Genomic DNA, 15,093 nt, shown 5'->3' with positions numbered 1-15,093 from the left:
GCTGTGTCTCTGGATGGTCGCCTGATCGACTATGCCTCGATCCGTCAGGCCGAAGTACTGGTCGAAAAGGCTAGTCAAATCGCAGCTGCGTGAACCTGTAGTGCCGGGCCATTCAACGACAACGCTTCGCACCACTGCTTCGGCTATCTTTGCCGAGGCAGTGTCGGCAGCGGACCCAGCTACTGCCCTGCGTCGCAAGTTATGCGTTGCGCCACTGCCAACACCTGCAAGTGGCGGGCGCAGCGTCCTGATTGCGGTCGGGAAGGCTGCGCCCAAAATGCTGTCAGAGGCGTTACAACACGTTGAAGGCCCGCATGTAGCTTTGGCTGTAACGCATGCTGAAAATCAGACGGATGTATCCGGCGCGACTGTCTTAACAAGCGGGCACCCCATCCCCGATGAGCGAGGGTTGAAAGCCGGGCGACAGATTGTGTCTTTGCTCAGCGAAGCATGTGAACATGATCAGGTCATTGCGCTAATCTCGGGCGGGGGGTCAGCACTTATCCCCGCCCCCGTCAGCGGCCTGACCCTATCGGACAAGATACGGGTTAACGAAGTGCTTCTATCCTCGGGGTTGGGTATCACTCAGATAAATCTGATACGCCAGCAACTCAGCCAACTTAAGGGCGGCGGGTTTCTGAAACATTCGGCTGCAGCGCCGGTCACGGCTTACATTCTTTCGGATGTAATCGGGGATGACCTGCGGGCTGTTGCCAGTGGCCCGACCGTTTCCCCTATCGGCAGCCATGCAGACGCGCGCAGAACTTGCATCGAAAACGGCCTATGGCATGAGTTGCCCAAAGCAGTCCGCACGTATCTGGAACACAGTATTCCTGATCAGAGGCTTAGTGCTCAAGCCACCAACCACCTGATCGGATCTAATCGGATAAGCCTGCAGGCTGCACATGGTTGCGCGTCTCGATCATTCGACGCCGAGATCGTCTCGGATGCGTTGACCTGCAATGTGGACGATGCCGCAGAACAAATTTTGCATGCGACCCAATCCGTGACCGTGGATCGACCGAAAGCCCTGCTGTTTGGCGGTGAGACAACTGTCCGGCTGCGTGGCTCAGGGTGGGGCGGTCGAAATCAGGAAATGGCATTGCGTCTCGCCTATTTGACTCAGGAACAGAAAATACCGGGCAACTGGGTTTTTCTCAGCGGTGGCACGGATGGCCGCGATGGACCAACCACAGCGGCGGGAGCCATAGTAGATGCTGGCACTGTCTGTCGGATACGTAATGCCGGGAAGGATCCAGTGGCTTTACTGTCCAACAATGACAGTCATTCCGCTTTGTCATTAGCAGGTGATCTCCTGCAAACCGGGGCGACCGGAACCAATGTGGCGGACATACAGATTATGCTGCTGGTACCATAACCCTAAGACTATTCGTTACACTCGGTTCCGAGTTTGGATCTGACAAAAGCCGCAGATGTCGGGTTCAAGAGATCAGTAAAACGCCTCTTGCCCGGCGCGAACGTCGCGGCACGCAGAGGTACGATCAAAGATGTCCGGCTCGCCATCGGAAAGCCGACAAACAGTGGAATTCTGATCTCTGGTCTTTTTTCTGACAGCATGATTATTTTACTATCAGGAAAAATTTGGTGCTATGATGCTCCGAATGGATTGGGTATTCCGCTGCTCCTGCTTGCACAACCGGTTTGGACAAGTGTAGCAAGACATTGAAAGAGTGAAATTGAAAAAACGCGACAAAGAAATGGCGGCAAATCTGACTCAGGACCCACATTCCGTTCGTTCGGGTAGCAGAGAAAAAGTTCTTGAAGTTGCCATCGGCCGCGAGGTTCGCGCCTTTCGCAAGCAGCAGGAAATAACCGTCGCGGAGCTGGCTCAGCTAACCGGATTGTCGATTGGCATGCTGTCAAAGATCGAAAATGGAAATACGTCACCCTCCTTGACGACCTTGCAGTCACTGGCGGATGCACTGTCGGTTCCTTTGACAAGTTTTTTTAGACAGTTCGAAGAACGCCGGGAGGCGGTTCATACAAAAGCAGGTGAAGGTGTCGAGTTGGAGCGTGAAGGAACACGCGCCAACCACCAATATAACCTGTTGGGGCATATTGGCGCCAACGGATCAGGCGTAATTGTAGAACCCTATCTGATCACCCTGACTGCTAAATCCGATGTGTTTCCAACATTCCAACATGGTGGCATCGAGACGATTTACATGCTGGAAGGTGAAGTGGATTACCGCCATGGGGACCAGATTTACCCACTGAAACCGGGTGACACTCTGTTCTTTGATGCGGATTCACCCCATGGCCCGGAACGGTTGGTTAATCTGCCGGCCCGCTACATATCGGTGATCAGCTATCCGCAGACAAACTGATCGGCTTGCGCAACAGGAAATCCGTGGGTCTGTCATAGCCTTCATGGCTGCCCGTATTCACGATCGTGAACCCAAGCCTTGAAAAAACGCGATGGTTTTCAGTAAGTTCCACGCGCGTTTCCAGTTCCAGCGCAGGCAGACCAAGCTCAGTTGCACGGCTTGCAGCATGATCCACCAACGTGCGGCAGATACCTTGCCCCCGCAATCCTTCCTGAACTGCAAGCTTCCCTAAGTACAGGCTGTCGGGTTTGGGCGTCAGAAACATACATGCGAACAGCGGTCGGCCGATGGCCCAGATTTCACCACCATCCTTACAGTGCTCCCGCATCCCTTCCACCGTCAGCCTATGGATAGAAGACGGAGGGTCGATCCGGGCATCCATGAATTGAAATGACGCACGAAGCAGCGCAAGCGCGTCATATAATGCAAAGTCATCGCTCGGAATTAGCCAAGGCGTGAAGTCCGGATCAGTCATTTGAGCAACGGCACTTCACAATGCTCACTTCGACAAAGGCGGTTCCGTTTCCAAGTCCGGCCAAATCCCTGGCGATGTGGGTAACCCGTCGTCGAACTGGCTGAGATAGTCCAGCATCATCGGGCGATTGTCGATGAACCCCTTATAAGATGCCAGCTCTTCAGGCAGGTCCCGAATAACCCGGTGCAGACGGCGCCCCCATTTGGGAACAGTCATCAGATCCTGAAAACTGCACAGATAGCAGCGGATCGGGAACACCAGCGCATTTGAGCGCGGCAGACGGAAGAACGTCTGCAACTCGACCCGCAGATGCTGCTTGTGGGCGATGTTTTCGGGCGTCAGCGTGGTCTTTTGGATCCCCCATTTGTGATAGTTTTCCGGGCTTGTATCCAGCAAAGGGTTCACCGTCATGGTCCAGTTGAGACGCCGCGCAGGGGCGCCCTGCTGGATATTCAGCAAGAACTTCAGCGCGCGCTGGAAAATACCCATTTCATGGGCCTTCGGAACCGGCGCGTGCCATTCGAAAAAGTTCATGCCGATGTCGAAATCCAGGCTCCAATCGGCTTGTGTTGTCACCATGCCGGCGTCCATCCACAGCATCTCATCACGCTGATCCAGCACGGCGAAATCGCCCTGAGCTTGTCGCGTGATGTATTCCATCGGCCCATAAGGCAGCGTGGTTTCATCCATGAAGGTAAAGCTGTGATCGATGCCCATGGGCTTGTTGATCCAACGCCACTGATTGCCGTTGCGATGCAACTCGAACAGATCAGGATAGTCTTCGGACTTGCTAACCATGATCAATTCCAACAAGTCCCATCCGGCCAATGTCATATGCGGCAGAGACTGACAGCGCAGCGGGTCCTGATCCAGAACCATCGCGCGGTCTTTCATCTCTGAGACGTAGTGCTCGTCCACATCGAATCGCATCTCATAGACTGATCCCTCTGGCCCACCGCGATGTTGTTCCATGTTGACCGAATACATGTAGCTGTCTTCGTGAAATGGGAACGGAAAGCGTTTGATCGCCCAGTCCGAGTTGTGGAACGTATAGTCGTCGCGGAAGGACTCGTCGTTGAATTGAATGGTCATGGTGGGCCTCCTCTCAGCGGTCCAGCACGAGGGACTTGCCCTCGAAACGCGATACGCAGGGCATGATTTTCTTGCCCGATGCCTTTTCTTCGTCGGTCAGCCAGTGATCGCGGTGCACAAAGTTGCCGTCGTGATCCAGCACGACGGTTTCACACTGACCGCAGGCACCGCCACGACACAGATAGGGCGCATCCACACCTTCGCGTTCGATGGCTTCCAGAAGGCTCTCGTTCTCGCCCACATGAACGACCCTGTCTGACGCGGCCAGGCGCACTTCGAACGGTTTACCGGGCTGAGGCGCCAGGAATTCTTCGTAGTGCACGCAATCCTCTGGCCAGCCTTCAGCAGCGGCAGTGTTGCGCACCCAGTCGATCATGCCCTTGGGGCCGCAGACATAGACATGCGTGCCCAGAGGTTGCCCGCTCAACAGGTTCTCCAGATCAATCTGCTGGTTTTGGTCGTCGTAATACAGATGCGTCTCATTGGGATGCCGGTCGGTCAGTTGGTCCGCATAAGATGCCAGCGCGTGATTGCGGCAGGCATAATGCAGCTCCCAATGCCCATGCAGCAGTTCAAGTTGTTTGATCTGCGCCAGAAACGGGGTGATCCCGATGCCACCGGCCAGAAACAGGTGTTTGCGGGCGCGTAAATCGAGAGAGAACAGGTTGACCGGATAGCTGATGGTCATTTCGTCGCCCAGCTTGACCTGGCGGTGCATGAACAGCGAACCACCCCTGCCCTCATCATCACGCCGAACCGATATGGTGTAGGATGACTGATCAAACGGGTCCGACATCAGCGAATATGGGTTGAGCCGCGTGATGCCACCATCCTGCATTTCGACGACCGTATGGGCCCCGCCCGAAAAGGTCGGCAACTGGCCTCCGTCGATACGTTCGAACCGGAACCGCGTCACCAACTCGTTCAGCGGCGTGATTTCGGTCACTTTGGCCTGGATTTTCTCGGCGCCACTCATTCGTAAATCCCCTTCGGCTCGGGCACGTTACCATGGTCTTCGGCATCGACACGGACGCCCTGATAGGCGGCAAGACGGCGGGAATAATGATCGCGCACGAACAGGTTCAGCCCGCAATGCGCGCAGACAAAGGGGTCAACCTCAACATCTTCGGTGATGCCTTTGCAATGCACACATTGCATTCGGCGCGCAACCGATCCGCGATGTTCGGTCTGGATTGCCGTGTGCGGCAGGCCTACGGCCATCACCTCGTTCATGGCCTGACCCATCATGCCCTCAGAGCCGGTCAGATAGACCTGCAACCCCATATGCGCGTCTTCCAAAACGCGGCGAATGCGCTGCAGCGCGGCTTCATAGGATGGACCTTCGTAGAATTGCGCAGGCTTCAGTGCCTGCAGTCGCTCAACGTAATCTGTTCCCTTGGGAATGTAGATCAGATGGGTTTTGGCCATCAGGTCGGGTGTTGCGATGTCAAGAACGGCTTCGGCCCCTTCGGCCTCAGCGATCATGAGATGGTGTTCGCCCGGGCGGACCTCTAGCGTGCCCCAGACCGGGCGGCTTGCGATTGACTTGGGAAATTCGAACTTTGACATTGTGCCCTCAAATAGGAAAAGGGCGCCACGGTGTGTCCGTTGCGCCCCCTGAAACTCAGCCCTTTGCGGTTCGGATAGATTTGTCCTGATCGTAGAACGGCATCTCTTCCGCAGTCGCCGCTATTTCTGTCCCATCACCGTTGCGCACTGTCAGCTTGGTGCCGGGTGAGGCACAGGCGACCGGCATTCGCGCGATACCCACGTTGTGCCCGTTGATTTCGGAATACATGCCAAAGGTGACAACCCCGACCCGTTCGCCGTTTTGCAGCAGGTCCGCACCCTCATCCGCAGGGGTCGTGCCGTCAAGCTTGACGCCGTAGATCTTGAACCGTTCTTTGCCTTGCGATGCATAGTGGTTCTCGGCCCCAATAAAACCGGTTTTACCGGGTGAGACTGTAAATTCCAGGCCCAGTTCCCAAAGCGTATCACCACAGGTTTCGCCGGCGAACGGGTAGGTTTCCGAATTGTCGCCCGGATAAAACAGTAGGTAGCTTTCGGTGCGCAGCAGATCGAGGGTCGAGAACTGGACCGGGACGATCCCCATATCCTTGCCTTCCGCCAGAATGTTGTCCCACAGGTGTACCGCGTGCTTGGCCTGACAGAAAATTTCGTATCCGCGCTCACCAGTATAGCCGGTCCGCGAAATCATCACCGGGCAGCCATAGAGTTTGGTCTGCATGATGCCGAAATAGGCCAGATCGCGAATACCAGGAATGTGCTTGGCCAGGAAATCAACGGCCACTGGTCCTTGAAGCGACATGTCGTGCATGTCGTCGTCAAAAATGACCGCGCAGTTTTTACCCGCCGCCACCGACGTCAGCTGCTCCATGCCCGTGCCGGTGCCGTGCACCACAAGCCATGTGTTCACCGACAAGCGATAGATGATGCAATCGTCAACGAATTTACCCTCGGCATTCAGGATCGAGGCATAGGTCGAACGACCCGGCATGATCTTTTCCACGTTCCGCGTGGTGACCCGATCAATGACATATGCGGCATCTTCGCCGACCACGTGAACCTTTTTCAGGCCGGAAACATCCATGAGGCCCGCCTTGGTGCGGATTGCCTCATAATCAGCTTTGGCGCGCTCCGGGCTGTGGTCATAGAACCATGCGGTTCCCATGCCGTTCCAGTCCTCAAGTTCGCCGCCGATCTCGGCATGGCGCTGCGCAAGGGCGGACGTCCTCCAAAGAATGGCCATGGTTCAGCTCTCCCGTTGATTGCTTTTTGTTGCCTATATTGAGGCCGATGTCAGATTGAAAATCAACACCTCTGTGCAGATTATTTTCCTGTTGGGAATATTTGCCTTCAAATTCTGAACCCTTAGGCGGGGGCTTAGAGTTGAAGAAAACCCCTTATTTTCATGGCTAAGAGGCAGTATTCGACCCTTCAAATTGAGTATGCGACACCACCGTTAAAGATGTTTGCCCCACATATCTATTGACAGGTGCCCCACGAGATTGTCCCCTGAGTAGATAAAATTTCCCAGCAGGAAAACTCCGCAGAGAGACCTCCTGCTGCAACAACAGGGAGACTACGAAGTGGATGGCAATCTAAATGCTCTCACGACGATCTTTACCGAGTTCTACTACTGGGTAACGGTCGTTTTCATGTTCCTCATCCATGTGGGTTTTTGCATGTACGAAGTCGGCGCCAGCCGTGCCCGTAACCATATGCACACATTGATGAAAAACATCATGATCATCCCACTGGTGACGGTCACGTTCTTCTTCTTTGGATGGTGGATCTATTGGGCTTTTCCGAACTTTCCGTTCTGGGGCGGTCTGGATGCAGAAGCGGGCGCAGCGAATCTGCCTTGGGCCGACACGATGGCAACCAATGTTAGTGACAGAATCACCGGCGTTTTCTGGGCAGCATTCCTGCTGTTCTCTTGGACGGCAGCCTCGATCGTTTCGGGTTCCGTGATCGAACGGATCAGGTCTTCGGCGCTCTGGGTTCATGCGGTCATGATCGGATCGGTCTGGTGGATCATCGACGCTGCATGGGGCTGGCACTACGGTGGCTGGATGGTTCGAATTCTCGGCTACCATGATGCATACGCCTCCGGTGTAATTCACGCAATTGCAGGCGGTTATGCATTGGGTGTAATCATGGTTCTGGGCCCGCGCCTAGGCAAGTTCGCCAAGGACGGTACACCGAGGGACATTCCTCCGCACAATCCGTGGCTACTGACGATCGGCATCTTCCTGATCTACACTGGCTTCTGGGGCTTCTATGCCGCGTGCAACGTGCCTGTGATTTCACCTGAAGGGATCGATGGGCAGATCACTGGCGTAACTTGGACAGCTACCAATATCTATCTGGCTCCGACGACCCTGTCGGCGATCACCTTCAACTTCCTGATGTCGCTGTCTGGCGGTCTGATGGCGGCTTATGTGATCTCGAAAGGTGATGCGTTCTGGACATTCTCGGGCGGGCTTGCCGGAATTATCACTGCCTCGGCTGGAAACGATTTGTATCATCCGATTCAGGCAATGATCATTGCCGCGATCGGCGTCGTGATCGTGTACAAGCTGCACTACTGGGTTGAACGCCGGTTCAAGCTGGATGATGCGGTGGGCGCCGTTGCTGTGCACGGTTATGCCGGGGTTGTTGGCCTGGTGATTTCAGGCTTTGTCCTCTGGGGCGTGCCATCTTCGCCGTACGAAGGATACGCAACAATCAACCCGATCGGTCAAATCACCGGTGCGGTCATCATGTTCTTTGTTCTTGGCTTCCTACCCGGCTGGGCTCTGGCCAAGATGCAGGCGGCCGCAGGTGTGCTTCGCATCCCGGAAGAGGTTGAACTGCAGGGCCTCGATTACGCCGAGCACCACGCCTACGAAGATGCAAAGGCAGCGATCATCGAAGCTGACAAACAGGAATTGGCTGCCCGTGCTGGCGCGGCAGCGAAGTAAAGGAGAAAGACATGTCTACGAATGGATACACAAGCTGGGCTGTCGATCTTGCCGAGGTCGGTCCGATCTACCCCTTCCAAGGTTACGAAGTTCTGATGGTCATCATTGGTGTGGTCTTCTGGATTGGCTGGCATCGCATCCAGTTCGTCCGGGAAGGTGAACACCTTGAGAAGGCCCGCCACACCGGCGACGAAGAGAAGGTGAAGGCACAGCTGGAACGATACTGATCCAGCTTTAAGAGCTGGCAATGGGCGTGAAATCAGATATCGCGCCCATTGCCTCTTAGGAAAAAAACTTTCCTACTATTATTGATGTCCCCCAATTTTGTTGATACCGTCGAATCATAGTGAAACACACAAGGAGATCTGCCAGCCATGTGCGGAATTGTTGGATTATTCCTCAAAGACCAGTCTCTTGCGCCCCAACTGGGTAACATGCTGACGGACATGCTGATTACGATGACAGACCGCGGCCCCGATAGTGCCGGTATCGCGATCTATGGCGCAGAGTCGGCAGGCAAAACCAAGATTACAGTCCAGTCGCCCAACCCCGATGCTGACTTTGTCGGCCTGGCTGATGAGCTGGGTGAAAAGCTGGGCGCAACGGTAGGTCAGACAAACAACGACACACACACCGTTCTTGAAATTCCCGCCAGTCAGTTCGAAACCGCACGCGCTGCACTGGCCGAAATCCGCCCGTCGGTTCGGATCATGAGCCGCGGCGAAAGCCTCGAAATCTACAAGGAAGTTGGCCTGCCCAAAGATGTTGCAGACCGATTTAACCTCAACGGAATGAGCGGCACCCATGGCATTGGGCACACGCGTATGGCGACCGAATCCGCCGTGACGACAATGGGCGCACATCCGTTCAACACCGGGCCAGATCAGTGTCTGGTCCACAATGGATCGCTGTCCAACCACAACTCGTTGCGCCGCAAACTGCGCCGCGAAGGTGTGGTTATCCAGACCGAGAACGACACCGAAGTGGGTGCTGCATATCTGACCTGGAAAATGATGAACGGTGCGACACTGGGTGAGGCTCTGGAGACCAGCATTGATGATCTGGATGGGTTTTTCACTTTTGTTGTGGGCACCAAGGACGGGTTTGGCGTCGTACGTGACCCGATTGCCTGCAAGCCTGCGGTGATGGCCGAAACAGACCAATATGTGGCCTTTGGCAGCGAATACCGTGCTTTGGTAAACCTGCCGGGCATTGAAGACGCCCGGGTTTGGGAGCCTGAACCCTCCACCGTATATTTCTGGTCGCACAACGACAGCCCTACAACCCACGAAAAGGCCGCCTGATATGCAGACCTATGATCTAGAGGCAGACGGGCTGCGCGGATTGAACTCATCCCTGCAGGCACAAAACGCCGAGACCAATCAAACCCGCTGGGAAATTGTGAACCCTAAAGGTAGCCACGCAATCGCCGTCGGTCTGGACGCGCCGATTGAGGTGACGGTCAAAGGTTCGACCGGGTACTACTGTGCAGGCATGAACCAGCAGGCGACCATCAAGGTTGAAGGCTCTGTTGGTCCGGGCGTTGCTGAAAACATGATGTCCGGTCAGGTCATCGTCGATGGTGACGCCAGCCAATACGCCGGAGCGACCGGCCATGGCGGACTACTGGTGATTAAAGGCAATGCCAGCTCGCGCTGCGGCATCTCAATGAAAGGGATCGATATCGTCGTGCATGGCAACATCGGCCACATGTCCGCCTTCATGGCACAGGACGGCAATCTGGTTGTCTGCGGGGACGCAGGAGATGCGCTGGGGGATTCACTCTACGAAGCCCGGCTGTTCGTGCGTGGTTCGGTCAAGAGCCTCGGCGCCGATTGCATCGAGAAGGACATGCGTCCCGAGCATCTGGATATCCTGAGGGATCTTCTGGCCCGCGCGGGCAGCGACGCCAAGCCAGAAGAGTTCAAACGCTATGGTTCGGCCCGTCAGCTTTATAATTTCGACGTTGATAACGCCGCCGCTTACTGAGGAAGAAGGGTATGAAAGATATGGACGATCAGATCCCCCGCACCCTGCCGATCCAGTCGGCGACATTTTCCAACCCGATCAATGCCGAGATCCGTCGCGCCGCTGCGACCGGCATCTATGACATTCGAGGTGGGGGGGCCAAACGGAAAGTACCTCATTTCGACGATCTGCTGTTTCTGGGTGCGTCGGTATCGCGCTATCCGTTGGAGGGTTATCGCGAACGTTGCGATACCTCAGTAACGTTGGGCACGCGCTTTGCCAAAAAACCGATCGAGCTGGATATCCCGATCACCATTGCAGGCATGAGCTTTGGTGCCTTGTCTGGCCCGGCGAAAGAAGCTCTGGGCCGCGGCGCATCCGCAGCGGGCACGTCAACCACCACCGGTGACGGTGGCATGACACCAGAGGAACGCGGCCATTCAACCAAGCTGGTCTATCAGTATTTGCCTTCGCGTTACGGCATGAACCCGAACGATCTGCGCAAGGCTGATGCAATTGAGATTGTGGTTGGCCAAGGCGCTAAACCCGGTGGCGGCGGTATGCTGCTGGGTCAGAAAATCAGCGACCGGGTGGCCGAGATGAGAACTCTGCCCAAGGGCATCGACCAACGCTCGGCCTGTCGCCATCCCGACTGGACCGGCCCGGACGATCTTGAGATCAAGATCCTCGAACTGCGCGAGATCACTGACTGGCAAGTGCCGATCTATGTCAAAGTTGGCGCGACACGCCCCTACTACGACACTGCTTTGGCCGTGAAAGCTGGAGCCGACGTTGTTGTCATGGATGGAATGCAGGGCGGCACCGCTGCCACGCAGGACGTTTTCATCGAACATGTCGGTCTGCCGACGCTGTCCTGTATCCGCCCCGCCGTGCAAGCGCTGCAGGATCTAGGTGTGCATCGTGAGGTGCAGCTGGTTATCTCGGGCGGTATCCGCACCGGGGCCGATGTGGCTAAGGCTTTGGCACTGGGTGCAGATGCGGTTGCTATCGGCACGGCCGCTCTGGTTGCCCTAGGGGACAACGATCCCAAGTGGGAATCCGAGTACCAGAAGCTGGGCACGACAACCGGTGCCTATGATGACTGGCACGAAGGACAGGACCCGGCTGGTATTACCACGCAGGACCCCGAACTGGCCGCACGTCTGGACCCGGTCGATGCCGGCCGCAGGCTGCGTAACTACCTGAAAGTTATGACGCTTGAGGCGCAGACCATTGCGCGCGCCTGTGGGCACAATCACCTGCACAACCTCGAGCCCGAGGACTTGTGTGCCCTGACAATGGAGGCCGCCGCAATGGCGCGGGTGCCGCTAGCGGGAACCAGTTGGTACCCCGGTAAGGAAGGGTTTTGAATAGATGCTGCGCGGCTCCCTGATGGGGGCCGCGTTTTTGCTTTGAAAAACTAAAATTCAACAGGGAAAGGAAAGCAATCGTGACGATAGATCTCGCAGCTTTCGCAAAAGAAAAAGGCGTCAAATACTTCATGATCTCGTTCACCGATCTGTTCGGTGGACAGCGGGCTAAACTGGTGCCCGCACAGGCGATTGCTGACATGCAGGAAGATGGCGCAGGCTTTGCCGGGTTCGCCACCTGGCTGGACATGACGCCGGCCCATCCTGACATGCTGGCGGTGCCGGATCCGTCCTCGGTCATTCAACTGCCGTGGAAGCCCGAAGTGGCCTGGGTTGCAGGCAACTGCGTGATGGAAGACAAGGATGTCGCGCAGGCCCCGCGCAACGTTTTGCGCCGGTTGATTGACGAAGCTGCAAGCGAAGGCATGCATGTCAAAACTGGTATCGAGGCTGAGTTCTTTTTGCTGACCCCGGATGGCGAGCAAATCAGCGACCCATTCGATACAGCAGAAAAGCCCTGTTATGACCAACAAGCCGTAATGCGCCGCTATGATGTGGTACGCGAGATCTGCGATTACATGCTGGAACTGGGCTGGGGCCCCTACCAGAACGACCACGAGGACGCCAATGGTCAGTTCGAGATGAACTGGGAATTTGATGATGCGCTGCGCACCGCTGACAAGCACTCGTTCTTCAAATTCATGACCAAGTCGGTTGCTGAAAAGCACGGCCTGCGCGCCACCTTCATGCCGAAACCGGTCGAAGGTCTGACCGGAAATGGCTGTCATGCCCATATCTCGGTCTGGGATGCGCCGGGTGACGCCGCCAAAACCAACGTGTTTGCAGGCGAAGGCGACGGCCCTACCGGTGAAGTTGGGCTGGGCGAACGCGGAAAACACTTCCTCGGCGGTATCATGAAACACGCCTCAGCACTGGCAGCAATCACCAATCCTACAGTGAACAGTTACAAACGTATCAACGCGCCGCGGACAATGTCGGGCGCAACATGGGCGCCCAATACAGTGACCTGGACAGGTAACAACCGGACGCACATGGTTCGCGTTCCCGGTCCCGGCCGGTTTGAGTTGCGTCTGCCCGATGGGGCGACCAACCCCTATCTGCTACAAGCGGTGATCATCGCCGCTGGTCTGTCCGGTATCCGGTCCAAAGCGGACCCGGGCAAACGTTGGGACATCGATATGTATGCCGAAGGCCACAAGGTGCGCGGTGCGCCGAAACTACCGTTGAACATGCTTGATGCACTGCGCGAATACGACAAAGACAAGGAACTGAAGGCCATGATGGGTGCCGAGTTCTCATCCGCGTTTCTGAAAATGAAACATCAGGAATGGAATTCTTTCGTCTCTCACTTCTCACGCTGGGAAAAAGACAACACTTTGGACATCTAATCCGGATTGCAAGGTGGCAATTCTGGGCCGCGGCAAAAGCTGCGGCCCCGCTTTTTTTTGAGGCCCCAAGTGGCTCGCCAGGAACGTTCTCAAGTTTGAGCATACGCAGGGCAAGTCTCGGCGCAGTTAATGACCACATCGCCAAGCATCAAGACGACACGCAAATCGTACACTTCTACAAAGAGCAATCTATTCCGCAACTGGGCGATTTTGACGTTTTGCTAGTGATGGGCACCCGATGGATGTTTCGGAGGTCAATACCAATCCTTGGCTAACGTTCGAAAAGCAAGCCATCAGCACATGGGTGCATGATTTCAATCGAACGTATTTTGGCAATAGTCATAGGCATCAGCTTTGATCGGAACCGCGGAACACGTAACGTGATTTCTGTAAAGCGTCTTTACGTATACCCAGCATCTGCTTCCAACCGCCAATCTGGAACGTCATTGACCAGCATAAGCGCTGCCCGGCGAAGCGTAGCGCGCATCTTTTCCACAACCGGACCGGTCAATTCGCAATCCGCCAATGCGGCATCGAAAGTATCCAGCCAAAGCTCTGCGTCGGCCTTCCGGATGGGAATATGCGCATGGATTTCGCGCAGATCCATGTGGCCGAAACGTTCACGATAATAGGCACGTCCGCCGAGAAACCCGCTGAGAAATTCAAATTGAGCTTGTCTGGTGTGGTTTAGCCCATGTCCCCGAAAATGCAGCCTGTGCAACGAATGCGCTGCCGGATCCGTTTCCATCCGGTCATAGAAACGCTCAACCAGAGCGCGCAGTTGGGTCTCACCACCAAGTTGCTCTATCGCAGATTCCATGTGCTGCCTTTCTGTATCTCTGGCACCTGAAATATTGCATAACAGGAAAATAAGTTTATCAACAGTGACATTCTGACATACTCATGCTCAGAAGCGGAACTAGGTGAAACCAGTAAGGGAGATGACGGATTGAACGCTCTGGTGCTTGGCCTTTTGGCGGCACTTTGCTGGGGGGTACACGATCTGGCAGTGCGCTATGTCAGCCAGTCTGTCAGCGTGATTGCTTCGCTCATGGCTGTGCTGGTTTCGGGCGCAGTGCTGCAACTTGGTTTGGTTGTGATGATGGGTGAAGTCGACCCAATTTCTGGCACGGCATTGATCAGCGCTGTTGCTGCAGGGGGGTGTTATCTGCTGGCGGGCGTTTGCATGTACGCCGCTTTTCAACGCGGCCCGGTCCGGCTGGTTGCTCCGATTGTTGCAAGCTATCCGGTGTTGTCCGTCTCACTGGCCATCTGGCGCGGCGCAACGGTCAGCCCGCTGCACTGGCTTGCCGTCATCGCGATTGGTGTTGGCGTTTCTGTTGTGGCTGCCCAATCTGAACGCGACGCAACCGAATACCCAGCAGCTGGCCCGACGGTGGTGCTATCGATACTTGCAGCAATCGGGTTCGCCGCCACCTTTGCGCTAGGACAATATGCAACCGAACATAATGACGAATACTCAATCTCCCTGGTTATTCGGCTGACGGCAGTACTTGCCCTAGGCATGATCGCCCTGGCATCCCGCAGATCAATCTGGCCCGGGCGGCGGGCTCTGCCTCTTCTCTGTGTCATGGGTGTTCTGGATGCTGTTGCCATCCTTTGCGTGATCGCGGCGGGCGGGTTGCCGAATGCGCAATTTGCCTCGGTGACAGCGTCCGTCTTTGGGCTGCTGACCGTTGTGTTGGCTTGGGCAGTCTTGCGTGAAAAGATGGTGCCACGCCAATGGCTTGGATGTTTGGTTGCGTTTGCGGGAATAGGCTATCTGGCGCTCTGAGGCGACCATTCCGAAAGTTCTTTAAAACTAGGTAGTTCCCGTTTCGCTGGGGCGCATTTTTGCGCCCCAACAAAACAGGTCAGGCTGTGAGGCCTTCTGGTTCTGGCAGTTTGTTTGCGCGGCAGCAGGCGGTGAGGGTGTTGGCCAGC

General features: G+C 55.7%; 15 protein-coding genes. 9 read left to right on the top strand and 6 right to left on the bottom strand.

Annotated elements, in window-relative coordinates; genetic code table 11:
* Positions 1 to 100 precede the first annotated feature (100 nt).
* Together AC2FID_RS22340 and AC2FID_RS22335 are read left to right on the top strand one after the other, a co-directional pair.
* Positions 101 to 1,378, top strand: coding sequence for a glycerate kinase type-2 family protein (locus AC2FID_RS22340; RefSeq protein ID WP_496838780.1), 1,278 nt, complete (start codon positions 101 to 103; stop codon positions 1,376 to 1,378).
* Positions 1,379 to 1,718: 340 nt separating this feature from the next.
* Entirely contained in the window at positions 1,719 to 2,348 is a 630-nt protein-coding gene (locus tag AC2FID_RS22335) for a helix-turn-helix domain-containing protein (protein WP_496838782.1), read from the top strand.
* On the opposite strand, the gene AC2FID_RS22330 is transcribed toward AC2FID_RS22335, so the two are convergent.
* From AC2FID_RS22330 to AC2FID_RS22310, 5 genes are read right to left on the bottom strand one after another with little or no spacing between them, the layout of a single operon-like run.
* The gene (locus tag AC2FID_RS22330; RefSeq protein ID WP_496741940.1) at positions 2,326 to 2,823 is read right to left on the bottom strand and encodes a GNAT family N-acetyltransferase; all 498 of its coding nucleotides are present in this window, start codon (positions 2,821 to 2,823) and stop codon (positions 2,326 to 2,328) included. The two genes, AC2FID_RS22335 and AC2FID_RS22330, sit on opposite strands and share 23 nt — an antisense overlap.
* A gap of 24 nt (positions 2,824 to 2,847) precedes the next feature.
* Positions 2,848 to 3,915, bottom strand: coding sequence for a heme-dependent oxidative N-demethylase family protein (locus tag AC2FID_RS22325; protein WP_496838778.1), 1,068 nt, complete (start codon positions 3,913 to 3,915; stop codon positions 2,848 to 2,850).
* Positions 3,916 to 3,928: 13 nt separating this feature from the next.
* The gene (locus AC2FID_RS22320; RefSeq protein ID WP_496838776.1) at positions 3,929 to 4,891 is read right to left on the bottom strand and encodes a PDR/VanB family oxidoreductase; all 963 of its coding nucleotides are present in this window, start codon (positions 4,889 to 4,891) and stop codon (positions 3,929 to 3,931) included.
* Positions 4,888 to 5,484 (bottom strand): dimethylamine monooxygenase subunit DmmA family protein, encoded by a 597-nt coding sequence (locus AC2FID_RS22315; RefSeq protein ID WP_496838774.1) that lies wholly within the window; start codon positions 5,482 to 5,484, stop codon positions 4,888 to 4,890. Before AC2FID_RS22315 ends, AC2FID_RS22320 begins: the two co-directional genes overlap by 4 nt.
* Positions 5,485 to 5,539: 55 nt before the next feature.
* On the bottom strand, positions 5,540 to 6,685 hold the full coding sequence (locus AC2FID_RS22310; protein ID WP_496838772.1) for an aminomethyl transferase family protein: 1,146 nt from the start codon (positions 6,683 to 6,685) through the stop codon (positions 5,540 to 5,542).
* A gap of 340 nt (positions 6,686 to 7,025) precedes the next feature.
* On the opposite strand from AC2FID_RS22310, the gene AC2FID_RS22305 reads away from it, so the two are divergent.
* The 6 genes from AC2FID_RS22305 to glnT all read left to right on the top strand — a co-directional run bounded on the left by AC2FID_RS22305 (position 7,026) and on the right by glnT (position 13,149).
* On the top strand, positions 7,026 to 8,402 hold the full coding sequence (locus AC2FID_RS22305; protein ID WP_109310838.1) for an ammonium transporter: 1,377 nt from the start codon (positions 7,026 to 7,028) through the stop codon (positions 8,400 to 8,402).
* Between the two features lie 11 nt (positions 8,403 to 8,413).
* Positions 8,414 to 8,629 (top strand): hypothetical protein, encoded by a 216-nt coding sequence (locus AC2FID_RS22300; RefSeq protein WP_108861028.1) that lies wholly within the window; start codon positions 8,414 to 8,416, stop codon positions 8,627 to 8,629.
* 147 nt (positions 8,630 to 8,776) lie between these two features.
* Complete coding sequence (locus AC2FID_RS22295) at positions 8,777 to 9,706, top strand: class II glutamine amidotransferase (protein WP_496838770.1); 930 nt, start codon at positions 8,777 to 8,779, stop codon at positions 9,704 to 9,706.
* A 1-nt stretch (position 9,707) separates the two neighbouring features.
* Positions 9,708 to 10,391 carry a GltB/FmdC/FwdC-like GXGXG domain-containing protein gene (locus tag AC2FID_RS22290; protein WP_108861026.1) on the top strand — a complete coding sequence of 228 codons (684 nt, stop codon included), beginning with the start codon at positions 9,708 to 9,710 and terminating at the stop codon, positions 10,389 to 10,391.
* A gap of 20 nt (positions 10,392 to 10,411) precedes the next feature.
* Positions 10,412 to 11,740, top strand: a complete 1,329-nt coding sequence (locus AC2FID_RS22285) for an FMN-binding glutamate synthase family protein (RefSeq protein WP_108861050.1) — start codon at positions 10,412 to 10,414, stop codon at positions 11,738 to 11,740.
* Positions 11,741 to 11,820: 80 nt separating this feature from the next.
* Entirely contained in the window at positions 11,821 to 13,149 is a 1,329-nt protein-coding gene (glnT, locus tag AC2FID_RS22280; RefSeq protein ID WP_108861025.1) for a type III glutamate--ammonia ligase, read from the top strand.
* Positions 13,150 to 13,549: 400 nt separating this feature from the next.
* Here glnT and AC2FID_RS22275 read toward each other — a convergent pair whose 3' ends face one another.
* Positions 13,550 to 13,969 carry a group II truncated hemoglobin gene (locus tag AC2FID_RS22275; RefSeq protein WP_108861024.1) on the bottom strand — a complete coding sequence of 140 codons (420 nt, stop codon included), beginning with the start codon at positions 13,967 to 13,969 and terminating at the stop codon, positions 13,550 to 13,552.
* A 129-nt stretch (positions 13,970 to 14,098) separates the two neighbouring features.
* Here AC2FID_RS22275 and AC2FID_RS22270 point away from each other — a divergent pair, with 129 nt between their 5' ends.
* Positions 14,099 to 14,944, top strand: coding sequence for a DMT family transporter (locus AC2FID_RS22270; protein ID WP_496838768.1), 846 nt, complete (start codon positions 14,099 to 14,101; stop codon positions 14,942 to 14,944).
* Positions 14,945 to 15,093 lie beyond the last annotated feature (149 nt).

This window comes from Ruegeria sp. CDSC068, assembly GCF_059610545.1.
This window is presented reverse-complemented; position numbering and strand designations above follow the sequence as displayed.